We start from the raw sequence: 21367 nt of genomic DNA, 5'->3' as shown, positions 1-21367 counted from the left end.
CAACGGGGTGATCTCTATGCCGCTATCGCGGACGGCCAGTCTGCTGTCCCTTTATCCCCACATCACCAGCCGTGATCGTCTGCTCCTTCAGCTCCTCGACGACCATCAGGTCCTGACCACCGGTCAAGTCCACCGGATGCTGTTCTCCGCGCGGCGTACCTGCCAGCTGCGGCTGGCCGAGCTGGCCGCCCTCGGCCTGGTCGAGCGGTTCCGGTTCTCCCGCGACGGCGGCGGCAGCCAGCCGTGGCACTGGGTGCTCGGCCACAACGGGCACCGGTTCCAAGCCGCCGCCCACGGGCGGCCCGAGCCCACACCGAGGTCCAGCAACCAGACCGTGCAGCGGCTGTCGGCCAACCCGCACCTCGCGCACCGTGTGCTGACCAACGAGTTCTTCGTCCGGCTGGCCGAGCACACCCGCCGGCACGGCAACGCGCGGCTCGAGCGGTGGTGGTCCGAGCAGATCACCCATAAACAGTTTCGGACCGTCACCGCTGACGGGCACGGCGTCTGGACCGACACTGGCGTCACGGTCGGCTTCTTCCTGGAGACCGACACCGGAAGTGAAGCCCTCGGCAGCCGGGTCGTGGCGAAACTGCACAAGTACGGCGAGCTCATCCGCGGTGGCGGCGCCCGCTATCCGGTGCTGTTCTGGCTCGGCAGCGAGCAACGCGAGGAGCACCTGCACCGGCTGCTGCGGGGCCAGCACACCGCCGTCCCGGTCGCCACCGCCACCCACTCCACCGATCCGGCCTCTCGCGTCTGGCTTCCCCGCGAGGCCACCAGCCGGGTGTCACTGGCCGAGCTGCCCAGCGATCACGGTCAAGCCGTAGCGGCCAACCCCAACTACGACGACGGCGTCCTCCTGCTCTGACAGCGGCTGACAGCTCCACGGCTAGATCTGTCAGTGCAGGTCACGGGCATGATCACCAATCCTGACAGGAGCGAGGCTGTCAGGTCACGAAGCTACGGTGCAGTTTCTTCTTTCATTGTTCGCACCGCCGCCCGTCTCGACCCGCCTTGCGGGACTGCCCGCCCGGCCCCAGTTCACCCATAGCCCACCCTTTCGGTCGGCTCGTGATCTGCGCCCCGTGCACGTTGTCGGCAGCCTTTCCCGCCGGGTCCAGACGCCGCGATCCGGTGGCACCACCACGCACCATCCCATCCCCATCCCGCTTCGCGAAGGGAGCACCCCGTCATGCCCAAGCCCGCCCCGCTCACCGACCAGATTGTCACCGTCTGCTTCGGCCCCGGCGACGACGCCGACTGGTTCGCCGCCAGCGAAAAGGTCAACGACCTCATGGACGCCAACGGCACCCCGGCCCGCCGCTTCCGCATCCGCCACCGCCGCCTGATCGGCTGGCTGACCCGATTCTTCGGCTACTACCTGCTCGACGCCGCCCGCCAATTCGGCGCCGTCACCCTCGCCGCCGGAGGCCGCAAGAGCCGCCTCGACCTCCCCGGTATGTCGCTGATCGCCGCGAACGAAGCCACCGCCCGGTGGCGCGCCTGGCACCTGCACATCAACGCCACCACGAAGCCTGCCCGGGTCTGGGAGGACTTCCTCGCCCAGCACCACGCCGACCCGGACAAGGTCGGCCTGGCCGAGGCACGCCGCCGTTTCGAGCAGCAGCCGCGCGTCCTGGCGATGCTGGCCTACGCCGGCGGTCACGTCTTCGACCCCTACGAGCTGTCGCTATACCAGGCCGGTGAAGCCACCTACGTCGGGCTCTACTGGCGCACCGCGCTCATCGGCGACGCGCTGATCACCACCGACAACCGCATCATGCGGCCCGCCAGCAACTCCCTTGCGGACCGGTTCCGGTTCCTCAACGACGCCTGCATGTACCTGCGGTCCTTGAACGACCGCGCCCGGCTGTGCGCCGTCACCATCGCCTGAACCCCTCTATCCCGAGCGCCTCGAAGACCGGTTGCGGCCCCTGCTGTGACCGGTCTTCGGCGTGCCCGCGCCACGCGAAAGGAGACACCCGTGTACGTCGACCTGGTGGAGAGGTGGATCTGGCGGACCACCGGCCGGACCCTCGATCAGCACGCCGCCGATCCCGTCCCGGCCGCCGCAGCCCTCCCCGCGTCCGCCGATCAGCTGCGCCTCGCCCGCGAGGTGCTGCTCAACACGGTGGACGAGTTCCGGACTCAGCTCATCAACGGCGACGATCTGACCGGCTCGGCCACAGCCATGACGAGCACGCTGAACGAGATCAGTGGCTACGTCAGCGACTACGAGAGTGCTCGCATACACCTCGACAAGCTCTTCGATGACCCGGATCGCACGGTGTATGTGGCCATGAACCCGGTACATCCGGTCCATCGGCGCTACGTCAACCCCGGCGACACCGTCCTGATCGTCCTGCCGCACCACGAGTACCTCCGCAAGCAGCAGATCGCCGGGCGACCCGTACGGGCGCACATCAATACATCCGACGTCGAACTCGACCCCGCCGAATACCCCGGGCCGGTTCGCCTGTCCCACGGACTCGCCGGGATCTACCGCGATACCGAGGCCCGCCTCTACGTCCTGCGCGCCACCGGCGAACGGCGGATCTCCCGCCGCTGAACACGGCACGGCGCCCGCATCCCAGATCTCCGGACACGCGCATGCGGCCTCTACCGGGCGGCGCGATTCTCACCCGCTCGCCTGGTGCCGCTACTGCCCGCGCGGACCGGCGCACCTCCGCCCTGCACATTCAGTGCTGGGCGTCACTTTTGTTCCCGAGGAGGGAAACCCCATGGAACTGCAGTCCCTGACGCCTGCGACGCAGGCCGTTCTCAAGGCGCTGGCCGAACTCGGCCAGGGCAACGTCCACGAGCTGGCCGAGAAGTCCGGCAAGGCCCGCTCGACCACCGACAAGGCCATCCGGACCCTGTCCGAGGCCGGCCTGATCGTCGAGGTCGACCTCGGCACGGACCCGGCCGAGGGCACGCCCACCCGCTGGACCCTGTCGGAGGACACCGCCGCCGCGCTGGACGCCGCCGACCTCAGCGACGACGCCACCGCCGGCTCCGACGAGACCGACAACGACCCTGACTCCGGTTCGACCAACGAGCCGGACGCCCGCCACAACGAGCCGTTCAGCGACGGCGACGGCCAGTCCGAGGGAACCGGTGATCACGACAGTGAGGTCACTGACTCCTCCGACGAGGACGCCGCTGACGGCGAGGACGACACCGACGACGACGCGGATGACACCGGCGCCCCGGCCGAGGCAGGTTCGCGGCCGACCGTCATCGCGGCGCCGCGACCCGGCGACCGCAAGGTCATGGCGATCAAGGGCGTCCTAGCCGACCACGGCGAGGACGGCGCGACCGTTGACATGATCGTCGCCGAGAGCGGTATCAGCCACCCGACTACCATCCGGCTGCTGGCCGCGATGGAGCAGGCCGACGCCGCCCGCCGCCTGCCCGGCCTGCAGCAGCGGTGGATCAGCGGGCCGACCAAGGCATCCGAGGTCGACCCCAACCCGGAACCGCCGCGCTGCGCGCTGTGCTTTCAGGTCATCCGCGGAGTTACGAGCACCCCGGCCGCGGTAGCGGCGGTGCAGAGCCTCATCCGACCGGACGGCACGCTGCACATCGTCGGCCCGGACGACGAGACCCACGTCGTGACCCTGCCCACCCGGCTGCCCCCGCGTCAGCTGAATAACAGCGCGAGCTCCGTGGGCCGTCGCAGCGACGTGACCGTCAACGCCGACGGCAGCCAGCCTTTCGCCCGGGGCGAGCTGGAACGGCTGACCATTGATGTCCTGGCCGCCAACCCGGGCCGGGCGATGACTCCTCAGGAGATCGCCACCGCGATCAGCGCGAAACTCGACGGCCGCACGGTGAGCTCCGGTGCGGTGCGTAACAACTGCACCAAGGCGGCCGCCACGGGCAGCAGCATCCAGCTGGTCTCCGACGCCCCGCTGACGTTCGTGTTCCCGGTGCCCGAGGCCGACAGCAACGGCGAGCAGGCGCCGGACGGCGAGCAGCCTGACGCCGATACACCAGACGGTGACGACAACGCCTCTGCCCGCCCCGACCAGGAGCAGGACAACGGCGAGGCCCACCAGTCCTAACTCCAGTCCCATCCCTTCGCGGGGCCGTAGCGCATGCGCTACGGCCCCGCGCCCGTCTTGACGAGAGGAAATCAACCATGAGTGAACCCGGTGACGACGACGCGGGCAGCTCGGCCGACCGGATGGCACGGATCGCTCTGACCTGGCTCGCCGAACCAGGCAACCGATCGATGTGGTCGCTCGTGCAATCGCACGGGGCGCCGGCCACGCTCGAGCGGCTCCTCAACGGTGACGAGCCCGAGACCGCAGCGGCCGCCATCGCTCGGGCGAAAGCCAACGGTTTCGACCCGCAGCAGGTGGCCGACGCCGCCCTGCACCGTGCCGAGCGGTTCGGCGCCCGCCTGGTGGTGCCTTCCGACGAGGAATGGCCGGAGCGCGTCAACGAGCTGGCGACGTTGGAAACCGGCAGGCCGGGACGCCTCGACCAGGACACCCGGCCGCCGCTGTGCCTCTGGGTACGGGGATCGTGGCCCCTCGCGGAGACGCTGCACCGGTCGGTGGCGATCACCGGTGCGCATGCGTCAACGCCGTACGGCGTAACGGTTGCCCTGGACATCGTGTCAGGGCTGTGCGCGAAGAACTGGACGGTCGTGGCCGGCGGCGGATTCGGCATCGACACGGCAGCACACCGCACGGCGCTGGCCGAAGGCGGCCGGCCGGTGGCAGTTTTGGCGTGCGGCGTCGACCGGCCCCACCCGGTGGGCAACGCGGCATTGTTCGAGCAGATCGCCGAGACCGGGCTGCTGGTCAGTGAATGGCCGCCCGGTTTCGAGCCGCTCAGGCACCGGTTCCTGATCAGGAACCGGCTGACAGCGGCGGCCACCGTCGGCGCGGTGCTGACCGAGGCGTCCCCCCGCAGCGCAGCCATCCAGCTCATGCATCGTGCGTTGTCGCTGCGGCGGGCCGCGATGGTCGTACCCGGCCCGGTCACCTCAGTGATGTCGGCAGGCTGTCACGAACTGCTGCGCTCGCACCCGGCAACGGAACTGGTCACCGGCCCGGCCGATGTGCTGAAGGCACTCGCCCGGCCTGGCCGGCACGACAGCGCGCCCGAGCAACGCCACGGCTCGCTCGACCCCGAGTCCGCCCAGGTGTTGCAGGCCGTGCAACAGCACGGCACGGCCACCCCGGAATCGCTGGCGACGCGGACGGGTCTGCCGCTGCGCACGGTGCTGCGCCGCCTGCCCCTGCTGGAACTCGCCGGGCTGGTCCAGCGCACTGACAACGGCGTCATCGCGGCGAACCGGCCCTCATGAGATCCGCCACCACCTCACCTCTGCTCACCCACACCATCACATAGGAGAGCCCCTTGCCACACGAACTGGAGACTTTCAGCGACGGCACGACCGCGTTCGCCAGTGCCCGCCTGTCGGCCTGGCACCAGCTCGGCACCGTCACCCAGCACACGATGAAGGCCGAAGAGATCATGGCCGCCGCCCAGCTCGGCGACTGGGGCGTACGCACCATCCCCACCGTCGGCATCGACATCGTCGACGGGTTCGAGGTGCGGATCCCCGCCGACGACCGGCGGATGACCGTGCGCCGCAACCCAGTTACCGGGGCCACGGAGTATCTGGGCATCGTCGGCACCGACTACACCGTGGTCCAGAACGAGCAGTGCGCCGAGATGCTCGACCGGCTCGTCGACCAGGTCGGCGGCGCCCACTTCGAGACCGCCGGCAGCCTGCGCCGCGGCAAGAGCGTGTTCGTCACCCTCAAACTGCCCAACGCGATGGAAATCGCCGGAGTCGACCGAATGGACCTCTACCTGATCGGCACCACCAGCCACGACGGCACCGCCGCGCTGCGCGTAGACGCCAGCCCGATCCGGGTCGTCTGCGCCAACACCCAGCGAGCCGCGTTCGCCCACGCCGTCGGGCACTACACCTTCCGGCACACCTCGAACGTCAACTCCCAGATCAGCCAGGCCCGCGAGGCGCTCGGCCTGATGTGGAAGTACATGGAAACGTTCGAACAGGCCGCCGAGCGGATGCTGAACGAGGCGCTGACCATGCGCGAGTTCGAAAAGATCGTCGACCAGGTGTGGCCGGTCAAAGACAACGCCTCCGAGAAGACTCAACGCAACGCCAAGGAACGGCTCGGCACGCTGAAGTACCTGATCCGTGAGGCCGATACCCAGAAAGCCATCGCGGGCAGCCGGTGGGCCGGCTACCAGGCCATCACCGAGTACCTGGACCACTTCCAGCCCGCCAAGGACGAAACCGCCCGCGCCAACCGGGTGCTGACCGGCACCACCGGCGAGCTCAAGCTGACCGCATTCGACCTGCTGAAGGTCTGACCACCCTCCACTCATCACCCGCCCGGGGCATGTCGGCCCGAGCGGGCCGACATGCCCCGGCTCGTCCAGCGAACGGACACGAGCCGATGACCCACAAACTTTCCACCGCACCCAGCGCACGCAGGCCACCGAGTCCGGTGAAATGCACCGGAGACCCCGCCATCCGGGGATGCCGATGACCGCCCGCCGCGTCCCCCAATGGTTCCACTTCGGGCCATGGGTGTTCTCCATCGACGCCGCCGAAGCGTTGATCGCCGCCGCCCCGCACGAACAGCTTGACCTCGATGTCACCGCCTGGGCCACCGCGTACGGCATCACCCGCCTCGACGACCCACACCCGGCGGCGGTCACCCTGATCGGCCCCACCCGCGACGCCGTCGACCGCGACTACGCGATGACCACCGATCTGACCCGGCCCGTGATCCTCGGCCAGCTCAGCATCAACGGCATCCCACCCGCCGCCCTGCTCATCGACGGCGTCCACCGGCTCTACCGCGCCTGGCGCGAAGCCGTTCCACAGCTGCCGGCCTACCTGCTCACCGCCGAGGAGACCCTCCAAATCCGGCACGACAAGCTCCTCGGCCCCGGAAGGACCACCATCGTCCCGCCGGTCATCTGACCACCTTCCTTTCCCGAAACGGAGCCACGATGTCTGTCTACCTGCCGCCGTGGCAGCGCTCCTGCGACTGCTGCTGCCCCGTCCACCACCGGCAGCTCCGCGTCACCTACAACGACCCCGGCTGCGCCTGCGCCATCACCTGCGCCACCCAGCCGCTCACCCTGCTGGCCGACCGCTGGAACTGCGCGCTGTTCCTCGACCCCGCCGGTGACCTTCGGTTCGTCCCGGCACAGCCCAACGGCACCTGGGCCTGGGAGAACGCTGGAGAGGTCGACAGCCGATCCGAATTCTACGAGGCCAGCGTGACCATCGAGGACCTGCTCCGCACGGTCGCGCACGTCCTCGCCAACACCCGCACCTGAAACGAACCCATCAAGGTGGGCCGCCCATGTGGGCGGCCCACGGCCTTTTGTGTTTCACGACCCACAGGAGAACAGCTATGTATCGCGCCCCTCGCCCCGCGTATGACCGGCCCTGCGACTGCACCTGCCCGATCCACCACAGCCAGCCCCGCTCGATCTACAACGAGCCCGGCTGCCACTGCCTGACCATCTGCGCCAGCCAGCCCATGACCCTGATCGCACCGCAGATCAACGGCGCTCTGTTCCTCGACCGTCACGACGTGCTCTGGTACGTGCCCGGTCTCCAACCCGGCCACTGGGACTGGCGCTACGCCAGCCCCGTCCCGGCGGGCTACCCGATGCATGAGACCGGGGACCTGATCACCGACTTGCTCCGTGAGGCAAACACCGGGTTGATCTCGCTCACCCACGTCCAATAAAGCGACAGCTTCCTTCCTCCATGTGGCCGGCCGCGGCTAGCGCGCGGAGACCGGCCCCTATTTGTTTCCGCTGAAAGGTCCAACCACTTATGACCAAAGCCGTCATCGGCATCGTCACCGTCGTCATCGTCGCTTGCCTCGGCCTGCCCGCGCTGCTGCTGTCGTCCGCCATCGGCGGCGGCGCTGGCGGGTGCGCCTTCGTCGGCGCGCCCGCGACCGCCTCCGGGCAGCCGGCCGGAACCGAGCAATGGGACACCGACCAGCTCGCCATCGCCGTCGTCATCATCAACCGGGGCTCTGCCAACGGCATCAGTACCTGGGGCCAGACAGTTGCCGTCGCTGTCGCCATGCAGGAGTCACGCCTGCGGAACCTGCCGCATCTCGGTGCCAGCAACGACTACGACTCGATCGGTGTGTTCCAGCAACGCCCCAGCCAAGGGTGGGGTACCCCCGAGCAGCTCGCCGACCCGGCCTACCAGGCGGACCGGTTCTACGCGAGGCTCGAGACCGTCCCCGGCTGGGAGACGACGCCGCTGGCTCAGGCGGCTCAGGCAGTGCAAATCTCGGCGTATCCCCGCGAGTACGCGAAATGGACCGACGAGGCGATCCGCCTGGTCGAGCGGTACGGGAGCGGGGACACCGCTGTCGGTTGCCCCGTCAACGTCTTCGGAAGCGCCGCTCCGGCACCGCGCAACCCCGACGGGTCCTGGCCCGACCAGACCTGCTCCATCCGGCCCGACCCCACTACCGGCAGCGGCTGTATCACTCCACGCGTGCTGCACCTCGTTCAGCAAGCTACCGCTGCCGGCTTCGGCGAGCCCGGCTGCTATCGAGTCGATGACCACGGCGAGCATCCGCGCGGGCGTGCCTGTGACTGGATGATGACCTCCGGCGGCGAAGCCACCGGCTCCCAGAAAGCGCGGGGCGACGCGATGGCGGCGTGGGCCGTGGCCAACGCCGATCGGCTCGGCATCATGTACGTCATCTGGTACCGCATGATCTGGACAAACGACGAGCAGGGCTGGCACCCCTACAACAACCCGTTGGGCGGTAACGATCCTTCCGGGTGGCACACCAACCACGTCCACATCAGCGTCGAGCGATAAATTCCGTGTGCACTAATTGGAGATGTGAGCGCGTCGCTGGAGGCGAGCGTATCTTGTAATAAGTCGGGGTGTCGTAACAGGTAGGCGTGATTGACGCCCCCACTGACATTGCTCCACTAAGGCCGTTGCAGCGTTTCGATGTTGTTCCGCTTGTCACGTGCTTTTCCCGTCTGGGTGATCATGGCGGCCAATTCAACGTTCCCCAGCACACTTCGCACGATGGTCGCCCCATATACACGAGGCTCGGTCAAAACGGAGCCCCTCACACCGTCATTACCGCCATGTCGCTTTCGTGGCGCGAAGCATTGCCACGCGAGCTCGGCCGGTCGAGGTGGCCGGGGCACATGGGGCTAGATTTGGCGGGTATGCAGACGGTGGGCTGGGCCGGTGTCCGCGACGCCGTCCACGTCAAGGCTCCGGGCGGCAAACTGGGTGCGCCCGGAGCCGCCTCCGGTGGCGGGAGTGTGACATGGCAACGTCCGAACAGCCCGATGACGGCCGCGGGGCTCAGGGCCGGCCGTCGGACAGCTACACCGGTCAAGGTGAGGGCGGCGAGCTGGCGCAGATGCTCAGCGACATGGCCCGCTCGTTGCAGGACGAGAAGAGTATCGAAGACACGCTGCAGGGCATCGCGGCGGCCGCTGTGGGCATGGTGCCCGGCGCTGAGCATGCCGGGCTGACGGTGGTGCGCGGTCGCCGTGAGGTGACCACTCGGGCCGCCAGCGACGATCTGGTGCGGCGTGTGGATCGCGTCCAGTACGAGGCGGGACAGGGGCCGTGTCTGGACGCCGTCTACGACAAACGGACGGTACGGCTGAGTGACATGGCAACCGAAGACCGGTGGCCGGATTTCACCCGCCGGGCGCTGGGCCTCGGCGTCCACAGCATGCTGTCTTTCCAGCTGTACGTGCAGCACGACGATCTCGGTGCCCTCAATTTGTACTCGGCGAAGGCCGACGCGTTCGACGACGAGTCGGAGAACGTCGGCTTGTTACTGGCTTCGCATGCCGCGATCGCCATGGCCGGTGCGCAGAAGGAACACGACCTGTCGGTGGCCATCTCCGCCCGGGACCTCATCGGCCAGGCCAAGGGCATCCTGATGGAACGCCACAAGATCACCGGTGATCAGGCGTTCCACCTGCTCGCCCGCACGAGTCAGCACGCCAACATCAAGCTCGCCGAGATCGCCCGCTACCTGGTCGAGACCGGCGAGCTCACCGACATCCGAGACCGGTAGCCGCCACCGTGAGATTCCGTCGCCGGTGATCAAGGGGACGACAGTGCCCTACGGCATGCCGAGTCGCAGCCGTCGCAAGGAGTCGTCGCGGCGCATCGCCTCAGCCCGTTCCCGGGTCTGCCGGGCGGCCTGCCGGATCGCTGCGGACTGCGCCAGCAACTCCTGCATCGGAACGGGGCCGTGCGATCGAACGATGTCACCGGAAGTGGTGGCCCTGCGCCACACGGTCGGTACCGCCGGCACCGGCAAGCCGAAGATTTCCAACAAGCCGGTGATCTCCAGAACCTGTGCCACCACCGGGGCCGGGTCGACCAGCACCAGCCGACTACCGGCGGTTTGGGCGTCGGCGCGGCACATCAGCAAGCACTGGATCCCGGAGGAGTCCAGAAAACTGATACCGCCGGCGTCGATCTGCAAGATCACCGGCGCCTGATCGCGCACTATGCCGACGATCGTGTCGCGCAGCTGTGCGGCACTGCACCGGTCGAGTTCACCGGCTACCACCAGTCGCACCGGCTCACCACCGGCGGCATTGACGACCTCAAGGTGCAACCCGTCTTCGCGGGCACCGGACGCGGCGCCCATGGGTTCACGATTCATCAGCGGCTCCTCGCGCCCGATGCGATGACCAGCCCACGCTGTTGAAGGCACGACCATCTGCGCCCATGACCCTACGCGTGGCCGACATGCATGTGTAGGTGGCAACCACGCCAACATGCGCTCATGGACTCGCAACGTTCGATGTCATCACTCACGGTGCCATCTCGACGGACCTCAGCCTGGCGTGTCGGGCCGGAGACGCCGCTCCTGGCACAGTCCCACCGTTACCACCGAAAGAGCGCCCCCAGAGCCGCTCTCTCCAGACCCGGCTCGAGCGGACTGGCAGTCAGGAAGTCTGCGGCAATGACGGTGAGAGGTCGGCGTTCGGCTGTTTTCGTCGTTGTTGTTTGGTGGCGTACATGGCGGCGTCGGCTTGGTCCAGGGCGGCGGGAAATCCGTCTTCGGTGGTGACGGCGACCCATCCGATGGAGGCGGCGACGCCGGCGGCCTCGAGTTCCTGGTTGAGGCGGGCGACGGCGATCTCGGCGTCGGCTTCGGTGCATTGGGTGAGGATGATGCCGAATTCGTCGCCGCCGAGGCGGGCGATGAAGTCGGTGTCGCGGATGGCTCGGCGGGCTGCGGTGGCTGCTGCTTGGATGTAGGCGTCGCCGGCGGCGTGTCCGAGGGTGTCGTTGATGGTTTTGAGGCGGTCGAGGTCGAGCATGGCGACGACGGTGGGGTCGGCGAGGCGTTGGAACCGGGCGCTGGTTTGTTCGATGATGCGCTGCCAGGCGCGCCGGTTGGGCAGGCCGGTGAGGGCGTCGGTGTCGGCGCTTAATTGTTCGCGGAGCAGGGCGTTGAGGGAGTGGTCCTGGATACGGTCGGCGGCCAGGGCGGCGGTGAGTAGTTGGCCGAGCATCGCGAGCAGGGGTTCGGCGCTGGCCATGCGGGGGTCGTTGGTGTGGGTGTTGGGGTCGATGCCGCAGATGGCGCCGAACAGGGAGCCGTCGGGTTCGGTGATGGGGGCGCCGGCGTAGGTGCCGATGTCGACGGCTTGGTTGACGGCGGCGTTGGCATAGGCGGGGACGGTTTGGGCGTCGCGGGCGACGGTGGGGGCTTCGCCGGCGGCCATGTGGATGCAGTAGCTGTCCTGCCAGGGGTGGCTGTCGCCTTGGCGCAGGCCGTAGCCGTTGTCGGCGTCCAGGTACAGATACATTTGGCGGCCGTTCTCGACCCGGGTGACGGACCAGAAGGCTAGCGGTATCTGTTCGTGCAGGTAGTCGAGCACAAGCTGGGCGGCGTGCTCGAAGCCTGCCGCCGGGGGCAGGGTGCGCCGATCCGGTAGCTCAGAGGCCGGGGGTTCGGCTGTGGGCTGGGGATCTGGTGTCGGGAGGTGGCTGGGGCTCGCGGTGGGGGCGGTGTTGTCGGGGGTGGGTGCTGTGGTGGCGTCGGCGGGCAAGGTGAAGGTGAACCGCGAGCCGCGGCCGGTTGGGTTGGGTGTGGCGGTGATAGTGCCGCCGTGGCGTTCGACGATGCGTTTGCCGATGCCCAGGCCCAGCCCGGTGCCGCTGTAGCCGGCGGTGCGGTGGGCGCGGTGGAAGGTTTCGAAGATGCTGTCGTGCTGGCCGTCGGGGATGCCGATGCCGTTGTCGTCGATCGTCACGCGAACGTGGTGATCAGCGATGTCGCTGTGGATGCGGATGGCCGGGGTGACGTCGGGGGCGGTGTATTTGATGGCGTTGCTGATCAGGTTTTCGAGCAGTTGATGTACCAGGACGGGGTCGGCGTAGACGGTGTTCAGGTCGCTGATGTCGAAGGACGGTACGGGTGTGCCGTTGCTTTGCGCTTGGTCGATGCGGGCGATCGCGATGTCGTTCACGACGTCGCCCAGCGGGACCAGGGTGGGGGCGAGTGCGGCGTCGCGGGCGGTGGTGTAGTCGAGCAGGTCGTCGATCATGCTGCGCATGCGGCGGGCGGCGCGGGCGATGCGGTTCAGTCCGTCGCGAGCCTTCGCGGGGTCGATCGGCGTTGAGTTGTTCTCGAGGATGTCGGTGAGTGCTTCGGTCCAGCCTTTGACGGTGGTCAGTGGGTTGAGCAGGTCGTGGGCTACCACGCCGGCGAAGGTGGCCAGTTCGTCACGGTGCCGGCGTTCGGCGGTGACGTCATGGAAGATTGTGACGGCGCACCGCCTGCCGTCGAGGTCGCCGGGCAGGGCGGCGGAGCTGACACTGAGCAGACGCCCTTCGGGCACACCGGGGTTGCGGACCAGGATGTCCATGCCGTGCACGTCGGTGCCGGCTAGCGCTCGCCGATTCGGCATCTCCTCGGGTGCGATCGGCTTGCCGTTGGGGTGGAACAGGCCGTAGTAGTCGGGTTTGGCTATCTGCCCGGAGCTGCTGACAACACCGCCCAGCAGCCGGCGCACGGCCGGGTTACGCAGCAGCAGACGGCCCTGGTCGTCGACGACAGTCAGGCCTTCGGTCATGGAGTCGACGATGGCCGTCATCAGCTTCGCCTGTCCGGCGGCTGCTTCCTGCTCGGTTCGCAATTGGTTGACCAGGGCGGCGCGTTCGTCACGGCCTAGAGCGAGAGCCAGGCCGACCACGGCGATCACCCCAACGAAGGCCTGAGCGACCAGGGCCCGGGCCGGGTGCGACGCGATGTTCGCGAACGCGCCGGTGCCGTGCAGGGTGAACAGCACGGCGATTGACCCGAAGAGCAGGTCGTGCAGGACTACGAACGCGGTGGACAGGCGTGAACCGGCCCAGACCGTCATGACCAGAAGGGCGAAGGCCAGGGGCAGGCCGTGTTTGATGCCGAAGACCGCGCTGTAGGCCGCCGCGGACACCCCGACAACGGCGACGTACTCCAGGCGGCGGCCCGTTGAAACGTGCGACCAGCGGGCCCGGATCTGGGCCACATAGCCTGTGGCGGGCCGGGTACGCCACAGGTATCCCCAGGTGAGAAATACCACGCCGATCAGCAGGATGCTGACGGTGTTGCGAGTCATCCACACCGCGGTGGCAGGCCAGGAGTAGGTGCCGTTGACCACCCACACGCCGGTCGGGCCCAGCAGCGCCCCAGCGCCGGTCCCCAGCACCGCAGCGGCGATCAGCCGCCACAACTCGTGAGTGCGGGTCAGCGGGGCTTCACCGCCGGCCGCCCACAGATGTGGCAGCCACCGCTGCACCAGGTAGGCAAACAGCCCCGCTTGGAGCACGTTCGCGAGCACGAACCACACGGCGAGCGTCAGTGATGCCCCGGTGGCGGTGTTCACCACGACCGTCACCACCGACAACGCCAGCACGTCCAGGACGCGCCAGCGGGAGCGGTACTGGGCCAGGAACCACGCCGCGGACACACCGGCGGCCGGCCAGACCAAACTCAGGTTCGTCGCGTCCATCACGGTCAGCCGCCCGGCATAGGTGGCCGCCAGGTAGACGAGCGCGAAGCACAGGGTGCGGATCACCGCCGAGCGCAAACCCATGCCCCCTGTCTCACCCGACGAGCGGCTGCCGCCCGCATGACTGCATGGCAGGCCGCTGAAACAGCGGCCACGTCCAACCATTCGGCACCTGCGGCGGGCTTCTGAGCAGCAAGTCCGGCCTTGGACCCTTGGACCGGATCGATCGCTGGGGTGTGCTCCGGCTCGATGAGTGGAGGGCCTGCAACTGCCGACGGCAGTGATGCTCCCGCATTGCACCCACTGATGTTCTGGCGCACCGCCGCCGGTGCGTCGATGGCATAGGCGGCGGCTCCAGGCCGGTGTGAGCAGGTAAGCAGTGTAAGGCCGCCGGGCGGGCCTGGAGGCCTGTCGGCGTTGCCCTAGGCCCCATCGGGCACGGTGGCCTTGATGGATTCGGGCAACTCGGCTTCCCATTCGCGGCGCTTGCGGCGGCCCAGGCCGATTGCTGGGTGGTACACCGACGGCGCGGGAGAGTGCGGCTCCTGTGGGTACGCGTCGCTGTGCGATCTCGGTGTCCCAGAATCGGCGCATGGCCTTGACGGCGGACTGGTCGGCTTCGTCGTCGCTGGGTTCGTCGAGATCGCCGCTGCCGTCCCGGTCAGCGGCAGTGCGACGACGGCGAGCCCGGCGACGGTTTCGACCGCGTAGGGCGGCGCGCCGATGCGCTGCCGCACCGGTGCAGCGCCCGGTGGGTGCGACCGCCCCGGTCCGCAGCGGTCGACCGCAGGTACAGGCCGTGCGTCACGGCTTGGTGGTCGGGCACGCTGTGCACGGCGATGGACCATCGCAGCACGGGTGTGAACGCCAGCGTGGGCAGCAGGCGGAGGCGACGGCGGATAGCGGTGGTGGTGATGGGGGTCATTTGTCGTCCAGGCTGGTGCGCAGCTTGTGAGCCAGTTCGATGGTGGCCTCGCGGGGTTCGGCATCGAGGTCGGCGAGGGCCTTCGTGAGGGCGCGCAGCAGGGTGCGGATGCCGTCCGCGTCGCCGAGCGCGTGGCGGGCGTGCATCGCTTTGGTGTAGAGAGCCTCGTTGTAGCGGTCTAGGCCGATGGCCGTGTCGAGTAGGTGGGACGCGGCTTGCGGGTCGCTGTCGAGCAGGTCGTCAGCCAGCAGGAGGTGAGCTTCGGTGCCCCAGCGGCGTACCGTCTCGCGGTGCGGCTGGATCCACTCGTAGTCCTGGCCCTCGGCGAGCGGTGCGGCGCACAGGTCGCAGGCGGCGGTGAGTAGTTCGCGGCGGCGCGGCGCGGTGGCGATGGTGGCTTTGCGCATCAGGTCACGCAGGGTCCACACGTCTACGTCGACGGTCGCCGCATCGAGCCGGTACCGTCCGGCGGATTTGATGACGTAGCCGTTCTTCGTTTCTGCGGTGCCGGCGCGACCGAGGACGTGCCGCAGGTTTGAGGCGTTGGTGTGCACGCGCTGGTCGGCTTGGCTGATGCGGGCGTCGGGTTCGAGGTATTCGCCGATCTCGCGGGTGCTGGCGCCGTCGGGGTGGACGGCGAGGTACACCGCCAGTTCGAGGGCTTTGGCGCGTAGCGGGCGGCCGTCAGCGGTGATGTTTTCGATGCGCGGTTTGCCGAGCACCCGCAATAGGGCTCGTTGCGGTGGTGTCGAGGCGGATGCCGGCTCGGCGGGCGTGGTCCGGTTGGCGCGATCAGCCTGCAGAGGAATCGTGGTGGCTGGGACGGTGGCTTCGTCGGTGGACGAGGCTTGGGTCGGTTCGCCGGTCGGCGCTGGTTCCCCGGTGTGGGCTTCTCGGACGGTGGTGAGCAGGGCGCGCGTGGTGGTGATGTCGAGGACAGCCAGCCGCAGCGCGGAGTCGCGGCTGTCGTGGGAGAAGTGAGCGTCGCCGTCGTCGGTGACCGACAGGACCGGGCCGCGCGGCCAATGCCCGAGGACGACGGGGGTGACCTGCAGGTCGTGGGTGAGGCCGAAGGTGACACGGGCCCGGGTGCTGGTGCTGGCGTGCTCAGTGTGGGTGATCAGCAGCAGCGGTGGCAGTGCCTGTTCGGAGGGTGCGTTCTCGCGCAGGGTGTCGATGTCGGTGAGGCTGTGCTCGTCGAGGATGCGGGCGCGCTGCAGCAGATGGGTGTCAAGCAGGGTGAGTGATCGCTCGAGGCTGTCGGTGATGTGCAGGCGCGGCCATTCGGTGACTGGGGCGTCGCCGAGCAGGGTGGCGAGGGTGTGCTGGTCGATGATGACTTCGGCGCGTTGGTCAGGGTTGGCGGGTGTGCCTGCGGTGAGTGCGGTGACGATCAGGCCTCGGGCGGCGGCGTCGGCGCCGGAGCCGACGAGTCCGACACCACCGGACGGCAACCACTCGGGATGATCCGCAGTGGCGGGCGGTGCTGTGATGGCGTGTCGGGTGTGGTGCTGGGCGGCGAGAACGGGGGCGGGCAACTCGTGCAGGTCGTCGTCGGTGGTGCCGGGTAGGTAGCGGCGGCGGCGTTGCAACCAGATGAGGGCGGCGGTGGCGGTGATCGCCACGGCCAAGGTCCAGGGGATGATGCTGCCGTCGGGCAGGATGAGCTCCTGCCCGGCGGTGTCGCGCGCGTTGTCCTCGGCGGAGTCCGCGCCCCATGGGTCAGCGGCAGATGGGCCGGTGGGGCTGGTGGTCTCGACGCCGGGGGTCTCCGGCGGCTGGCCCGGGCCCGCCGATGCCGAGCTGCTGGGTTCGGTCGGGGCGTCTTCGGGTGGTGGGGCCGGGCGCGACGGTGTCCGGGGAGGACGCGCCGGTGTCGCGTTCGGCGGCGGGACCGCGTCGGCGGGCAGCCGCAGTTGCCAGCCGGGGTAGATCAGATCGCAGTCGGTCAGGGTGCGACCGCCCGCGAGGTGGCGGTGTTTGTTGAGGGCGCAGATCTCAGGCCACCGGTCCGGGTCGCCGAGCCACGTGCCGGCGATCTTCGACAAGGTGTCGCCGCGGCGGACGCGGTGCTCGTAGCGGGACTCTCCTGAGACGACCGTGGTCAGGCCGTCACCGGCTTTCGTTTCTTCGAAGCTGTCGGCGTTGTCCCGCACCGGTGACGGTGGGGCGTCTGCCGGTCTGAGCGCTACAGCCGAGACGTTCTGCCCGTACTCGGGTGCCGGTGCGGCGTGAGCTGCTGGAGCGGCAACAGCAGCGGCGGCCGGGCTGCTGACCACCGCGACGGCGGCGGTGCCCGTGAGCCCGACGACGAGGCGGTGCAGCGGCATCGGTAGCCGCCAGCGCCGCGGCCGACGACCGTTCGGCACACTGAGCAGAGTGCCGACCAGCAGGACGGCGAGTACGGCCCATCCGATCCACGCCGCCCAGATCAGCATCACCCCGAACCCGGCGGCGGACGATGCGCTCGTGGCTGCGGTGAACGGGCTTGTGTTCCACCAGGACGACCACACGGTGATGGGGTTGCCGAAGACCGTCCACAGCAGCCAGGGCGGCGCGCCGAGCAAAGCCGCGACCGTCATCGCAGTCCGTATTAGCTGCGCCCACCGTCGCACGGGGCGGGAGGCAGTCGACGGCGCGGCAGCAGCAGCGGCCCACAACGACGGCTGCCGCGCGTACTGCGCCGCCCGGCGGCGCGCCGGTTCCGACATGTGCTCGTCGTCGGTCAACGGTAACCCTCCCAGAGTTTCGGACGAGTCATCTCGATAGCGGACGGTGATCACCGCCCGCTAGATCGCAGCATCGATCTTTCACGATACGGAGAAGTCGTCACGGACCGTCATCACGGTTACCGTCACGGGCCGCGAGGACGGGACACTTCCCGGCATGGCTACCGACGATCATCTCCACCTGAGCATCTACCTCGGCGCGCGCTGGACCGCAGCCGTTGCCTCGGTCGGGTCGCGGACGTGGCCAGTCACCTTCGACGGTCAGACCCGCATACCGAGCGGCGTCTGGATCGACCCGCAAACGGGGAGCGCGACGGTCGCCGCATCCGGTCTCGCTGCCGCAGCCAGCCGTCCCGATGGATACATTCCTGATCCCTTGACGGTCATGCGTATTACACCCGACGACGCCGACACCCGGCCGCTGACGGCTGTCACCGAATTGCTCGCCTACGTGGCCAATACGACTTCAGCGCAGGCCGGGAGCGCGGTGGCGGCGCTGACCGTGACAACCCCGCAGCCATGGGGACCGAAATCGAGGCAACGACTCGCCCACGCCGCCACCGCCGCCGGACTGCCCGAACCGGCCATCGTCACCACAGCAGCGGCGGCGGCAGCGGTAGCGCCGGGCGAACTCGAGAACCAGGCGGGCCGGTTGGTGCTCGTCTGCGCCATCGGAGACGACTTTCCCCACCTCACGGTCCTGGACACCGCCAACCAGTACACCCAACTCGCCGCCACCACCGCGCGTGACCCCGATGTCCCCGGCATCGACCACGCCTTGGCCGCCACGACCCGGCAACGCCTCGGCGTCGAGGACACCTCCGACGGCTTGGACTGGCAGACTACGGCCGAGATCAGCCGCGCCCGCACCGCCTTGGCCGGCATCGCTCGCACACCGGTGCTGCTACCCGGGCACACCGACCCGGTCGTCCTCGAACGCGCCGACCTCGCCAAGGCCTCACAACCGCACCTCGACCGGATCGCACCAGCGCTGCGCCAAGCACTGGACGACGCCGCCATCGACCAAGCCGACATCGCCGCGACCGTTCTGGTCGCCGACGACGCCACCGTCTCGGCTGCAGAGGCCGCCCTCACCGACGCCGGGCTGACACCCCGGACGAATCTCACCCAGCCCGACCAACTCGCCAGTGGAGCCGCACGCCTCACCAGAGCCACCCACCCGAGTGCAGGCCCCACAGCAGCCACCACACGGCTACCGCGCGCCCGGCTCACCGTCAGCAGCCTGACGGCGGTCGTCGTGCTCGCCGCCGCCTCCGTCGCGCTGCTTCTGCAAACCGTCAGTACCGCCGACATCTCCACCATTTCCACCATCATCGTCGGCGTGCGCCTGCCCGTCTCGCAGCTCGCGCTGGCCGCGGTGCTCGCGGCCACCGCGGTCGTCGCGGCAGCGCAGTTGGCCCCCACCACCTGGCTCTCGCCGCAAGGCATGAACGACACCGCCTCCACCGGCTACCTGCTGCGCCGCTCCTACCTCGGCGCAGCAGCAGCCGGCCTCGCCCTCGCCGGTCTCTGGGGCCTGGGCACCGGCGTCGGAGTCGGCTGGACCGACCCGGCCTATCTGCGCTGGACGCTGACCGCCGCCACCCCGATCGCTGCCTGCGCGGTCGTCACCGCCGCGGTATCGCCACGCGTTCCCGCCGCCCGACTCGGCGACTGGCTACCCCGGATGCGACCCCCTGTCTGGCCCATCGCCGTTGCCGCAGCCGGCGTCTACCTCGTCCGTTCCGCCTACACCCTGACCTTCCCCACCAACCTGACCGGCTTTCCCGCCCTCACCGCCAGCGTCGGAGCCGCTCTGCTCGGCGCAGCGACCGCCGCTACCGTCACCCACCGTCTCGGGATCCGACTCGCTCTCGGCTTCATCCTCGTGCCTGGCTACGCCTTGGTCGTATCGGTCAACACCATCGGCTACCTCACCGCCACCTACGTGGCAGCACTGTTGTGGTGGCACCTCGCCGCCACCGCCCGGACGGTGCGCGAGGCCGCCCCGGACAATTTCATCACCCGCTGGCTCACCGAGATTTAGTCTCTCTGATCCTCGGAGAACGCGGCGTGATGTCTCGCAGTGATTGCGGCGCGCAGCGATCACGGCGGGGCAGTTCGCGACGAGCCGATGAGGATTCGCCTGGCCGTGACGACGGAGGCCATGACCTGTTGCACCGCCGGAGCGAGGGCAAAGCTACGGCTCGCGGGCAAGGGGGATCTCGTCGGGACGGAGCTGTTCTCATCGCCGATGACGGATACTCATGATCTTGGCGGGCGCTTTGGCGAATCCGCCATGATCACGAGAATCGATGGGCGCTGTTGTCCGGTCTCCGTGAGGTTGGCGGATTCTCAGACAGCTACAGTAGCGGGTTTCCCAACAGATTCTCGTGCATGGCGGCGGCAGGGGGCCCGCTATGTACACGTATGCGCGGAAGACGTCTCAGGCGATCTGGCAGGTCTCAATGGATCAATGCGATCCGGACGGACTTAACGTTTTCCCCGCGTGCCGCCCGGGGCTGCCGGGAAAGCGTCCCGCGTCTCTGGTAACGCTCCGTAGCTTCGATCGTGGCGCTTCCGCTGGTGCTGCGCTTCCGGATTTGCCGAGTTGAGTGCAGTCGACCATGCGCGGAGTGCGAGTCTGAGCCAGCCTTGAGCTGAACCGCATTTCAACTTCTAGGCTCGCTTCGAACACTTCGCTACCGGAGGAGCCGAGCGTGTCCACTTTCATCCCCGAGCATTACCGATACGCCGCCATCCCGCACATCATGATCGACGGGGCCGCCGACGCGATTGAGTTCTACGCAGCCGCGTTCGACGCCGAGGAGCTGCTGCGTATCCCTCGCCCGGACGGCAAGATTTTGCATGCCGAGCTGCGCATCGGGGCCTCGGTGGTGATGATGGGCGATGTTGAAAGGCCCTTCGTCGCACCGAATGTCGCCGGCGGCACTACCGTGGGGCTGCACGTCTACGTTGAGGACGTCGACGCCCTTCATGAACGGGCTGTAGCAGCCGGAGCGACCTCGATGCAGCCGCCAACGAACATGTTCCATGGCGACCGAACGATTGTGCTGAGGGATCCTTACGGGCACATGTGGATTTTCCTCACCCACATGCATGACGTACCGATCGACGATCTCGTCGTACGGGGTGAGGCTCAGCTGTGAACCCAACGAATTGAACCCTCCGGCCGACCACCGGCAATAGTCCGACCGGCATCCGGATTTGCCGCGTAGAGCGCTGGCTCAGGGCTCGTCAGTCAGGGCGAAATGCTCCGGTGTTTCTTCGAAGACCTCGCGCCGCTCCGGATCCAACTCGCGAGCAGCGTGCTGCCTGATCAGCTCGACGAGCAGCGCACGATCACTCTGGCTCAGGCTGCTCCTGAGGTCAGTGGTGAGGTCACCAAGTACGTCGGAAACGAAGCCTGGATCTACCAACTCATCATCGGAGAGCTCCAGCGCCGCGACGAGATGAAGCCAGGCCCTCAGTAGTGCGTCACGGATGCTGTCGGACATGGCGGTGATCCTAGACGTACGGCCACATCCATTTACGGAAGCGATCCCATCTCTGGTGGCGCAAGCACCTGAGCAGTCGAAACGTGCGCACCGATCTGCCGCAAGGAGTTGGCCTTCTGGCTGGCCGTCGTCGCCGGGAT

18 protein-coding genes are annotated in these 21367 nt (G+C 68.3%); 13 read left to right on the top strand and 5 right to left on the bottom strand.

Annotated elements, in window-relative coordinates; genetic code table 11:
* Nucleotides 1-16: 16 nt before the first annotated feature.
* From LXN57_RS11885 to LXN57_RS11835, 11 genes are all read left to right on the top strand, one after another.
* Nucleotides 17-871, top strand: a complete 855-nt coding sequence (locus LXN57_RS11885) for a replication-relaxation family protein (RefSeq protein WP_251798106.1) — start codon at nucleotides 17-19, stop codon at nucleotides 869-871.
* 324 nt (nucleotides 872-1195) lie between these two features.
* On the top strand, nucleotides 1196-1897 hold the full coding sequence (locus LXN57_RS11880) for a hypothetical protein (RefSeq protein WP_251798105.1): 702 nt from the start codon (nucleotides 1196-1198) through the stop codon (nucleotides 1895-1897).
* 90 nt (nucleotides 1898-1987) lie between these two features.
* Nucleotides 1988-2572, top strand: coding sequence for a hypothetical protein (locus LXN57_RS11875; protein ID WP_251798104.1), 585 nt, complete (start codon nucleotides 1988-1990; stop codon nucleotides 2570-2572).
* Nucleotides 2573-2744: 172 nt separating this feature from the next.
* Nucleotides 2745-4070 carry a MarR family winged helix-turn-helix transcriptional regulator gene (locus LXN57_RS11870; RefSeq protein WP_251798103.1) on the top strand — a complete coding sequence of 442 codons (1326 nt, stop codon included), beginning with the start codon at nucleotides 2745-2747 and terminating at the stop codon, nucleotides 4068-4070.
* Nucleotides 4071-4147: 77 nt separating this feature from the next.
* A complete protein-coding gene (locus LXN57_RS11865) occupies nucleotides 4148-5326 on the top strand; it encodes a DNA-processing protein DprA (RefSeq protein ID WP_251798102.1) in 1179 nt (392 codons plus the stop codon).
* Between the two features lie 53 nt (nucleotides 5327-5379).
* On the top strand, nucleotides 5380-6369 hold the full coding sequence (locus LXN57_RS11860) for a DUF932 domain-containing protein (RefSeq protein ID WP_251798101.1): 990 nt from the start codon (nucleotides 5380-5382) through the stop codon (nucleotides 6367-6369).
* 169 nt (nucleotides 6370-6538) lie between these two features.
* Complete coding sequence (locus LXN57_RS11855) at nucleotides 6539-6988, top strand: hypothetical protein (protein WP_251798100.1); 450 nt, start codon at nucleotides 6539-6541, stop codon at nucleotides 6986-6988.
* A gap of 29 nt (nucleotides 6989-7017) precedes the next feature.
* Entirely contained in the window at nucleotides 7018-7350 is a 333-nt protein-coding gene (locus LXN57_RS11850; RefSeq protein WP_251798099.1) for a hypothetical protein, read from the top strand.
* Nucleotides 7351-7427: 77 nt separating this feature from the next.
* On the top strand, nucleotides 7428-7769 hold the full coding sequence (locus LXN57_RS11845) for a hypothetical protein (protein WP_251798098.1): 342 nt from the start codon (nucleotides 7428-7430) through the stop codon (nucleotides 7767-7769).
* Nucleotides 7770-7858: 89 nt separating this feature from the next.
* Nucleotides 7859-8875 (top strand): VldE C-terminal domain-containing protein, encoded by a 1017-nt coding sequence (locus tag LXN57_RS11840; RefSeq protein ID WP_251798097.1) that lies wholly within the window; start codon nucleotides 7859-7861, stop codon nucleotides 8873-8875.
* Between the two features lie 469 nt (nucleotides 8876-9344).
* Nucleotides 9345-10112, top strand: a complete 768-nt coding sequence (locus LXN57_RS11835; protein ID WP_251798096.1) for a GAF and ANTAR domain-containing protein — start codon at nucleotides 9345-9347, stop codon at nucleotides 10110-10112.
* Between the two features lie 48 nt (nucleotides 10113-10160).
* On the opposite strand, the gene LXN57_RS11830 is transcribed toward LXN57_RS11835, so the two are convergent.
* The 4 genes from LXN57_RS11830 to LXN57_RS11815 all read right to left on the bottom strand — a co-directional run bounded on the left by LXN57_RS11830 (nucleotide 10161) and on the right by LXN57_RS11815 (nucleotide 17709).
* Complete coding sequence (locus tag LXN57_RS11830; RefSeq protein ID WP_251798095.1) at nucleotides 10161-10712, bottom strand: STAS domain-containing protein; 552 nt, start codon at nucleotides 10710-10712, stop codon at nucleotides 10161-10163.
* 286 nt (nucleotides 10713-10998) lie between these two features.
* On the bottom strand, nucleotides 10999-14139 hold the full coding sequence (locus tag LXN57_RS11825; protein ID WP_251798094.1) for a diguanylate cyclase domain-containing protein: 3141 nt from the start codon (nucleotides 14137-14139) through the stop codon (nucleotides 10999-11001).
* 577 nt (nucleotides 14140-14716) lie between these two features.
* Nucleotides 14717-14980 carry a hypothetical protein gene (locus LXN57_RS11820; RefSeq protein WP_251798093.1) on the bottom strand — a complete coding sequence of 88 codons (264 nt, stop codon included), beginning with the start codon at nucleotides 14978-14980 and terminating at the stop codon, nucleotides 14717-14719.
* Nucleotides 14977-17709, bottom strand: coding sequence for a LysM peptidoglycan-binding domain-containing protein (locus LXN57_RS11815; RefSeq protein ID WP_251798092.1), 2733 nt, complete (start codon nucleotides 17707-17709; stop codon nucleotides 14977-14979). The genes LXN57_RS11820 and LXN57_RS11815 overlap by 4 nt, the downstream gene beginning before the upstream one ends.
* A 157-nt stretch (nucleotides 17710-17866) precedes the next feature.
* Here LXN57_RS11815 and LXN57_RS11810 point away from each other — a divergent pair, with 157 nt between their 5' ends.
* On the top strand, nucleotides 17867-19756 hold the full coding sequence (locus tag LXN57_RS11810; RefSeq protein ID WP_251798091.1) for an Hsp70 family protein: 1890 nt from the start codon (nucleotides 17867-17869) through the stop codon (nucleotides 19754-19756).
* A gap of 673 nt (nucleotides 19757-20429) precedes the next feature.
* Nucleotides 20430-20879, top strand: a complete 450-nt coding sequence (locus LXN57_RS11805; protein ID WP_251798090.1) for a VOC family protein — start codon at nucleotides 20430-20432, stop codon at nucleotides 20877-20879.
* A 78-nt stretch (nucleotides 20880-20957) separates the two neighbouring features.
* Here the strand turns inward: LXN57_RS11805 and LXN57_RS11800 are convergent, their stop codons facing one another.
* On the bottom strand, nucleotides 20958-21227 hold the full coding sequence (locus LXN57_RS11800) for a hypothetical protein (RefSeq protein WP_251798089.1): 270 nt from the start codon (nucleotides 21225-21227) through the stop codon (nucleotides 20958-20960).
* Between the last annotated feature and the right edge of the window lie 140 nt (nucleotides 21228-21367).

The sequence above is a fragment of the Paractinoplanes hotanensis genome (genome assembly GCF_023717965.1).
Taxonomy (GTDB): Bacteria; Actinomycetota; Actinomycetes; order Mycobacteriales; family Micromonosporaceae; genus Actinoplanes; species Actinoplanes polyasparticus.
This window is presented reverse-complemented; position numbering and strand designations above follow the sequence as displayed.

Bases quoted from the DNA above. Each gene is read 5' to 3' on its own strand.
- LXN57_RS11850 (WP_251798099.1), top strand. From the start codon at position 7,018: ATGTCTGTCTACCTGCCGCCGTGGCAGCGCTCCTGCGACTGCTGCTGC.
- LXN57_RS11825 (WP_251798094.1), bottom strand. From the start codon at position 14,139: ATGGGTTTGCGCTCGGCGGTGATCCGCACCCTGTGCTTCGCGCTCGTC.
- LXN57_RS11885 (WP_251798106.1), top strand. From the start codon at position 17: ATGCCGCTATCGCGGACGGCCAGTCTGCTGTCCCTTTATCCCCACATC.
- LXN57_RS11830 (WP_251798095.1), bottom strand. From the start codon at position 10,712: ATGAATCGTGAACCCATGGGCGCCGCGTCCGGTGCCCGCGAAGACGGG.
- LXN57_RS11810 (WP_251798091.1), top strand. From the start codon at position 17,867: ATGGCTACCGACGATCATCTCCACCTGAGCATCTACCTCGGCGCGCGC.
- LXN57_RS11820 (WP_251798093.1), bottom strand. From the start codon at position 14,980: ATGACCCCCATCACCACCACCGCTATCCGCCGTCGCCTCCGCCTGCTG.
- LXN57_RS11845 (WP_251798098.1), top strand. From the start codon at position 7,428: ATGTATCGCGCCCCTCGCCCCGCGTATGACCGGCCCTGCGACTGCACC.
- LXN57_RS11800 (WP_251798089.1), bottom strand. From the start codon at position 21,227: ATGTCCGACAGCATCCGTGACGCACTACTGAGGGCCTGGCTTCATCTC.
- LXN57_RS11855 (WP_251798100.1), top strand. From the start codon at position 6,539: ATGCCGATGACCGCCCGCCGCGTCCCCCAATGGTTCCACTTCGGGCCA.
- LXN57_RS11870 (WP_251798103.1), top strand. From the start codon at position 2,745: ATGGAACTGCAGTCCCTGACGCCTGCGACGCAGGCCGTTCTCAAGGCG.
- LXN57_RS11835 (WP_251798096.1), top strand. From the start codon at position 9,345: ATGGCAACGTCCGAACAGCCCGATGACGGCCGCGGGGCTCAGGGCCGG.
- LXN57_RS11880 (WP_251798105.1), top strand. From the start codon at position 1,196: ATGCCCAAGCCCGCCCCGCTCACCGACCAGATTGTCACCGTCTGCTTC.
- LXN57_RS11865 (WP_251798102.1), top strand. From the start codon at position 4,148: ATGAGTGAACCCGGTGACGACGACGCGGGCAGCTCGGCCGACCGGATG.
- LXN57_RS11840 (WP_251798097.1), top strand. From the start codon at position 7,859: ATGACCAAAGCCGTCATCGGCATCGTCACCGTCGTCATCGTCGCTTGC.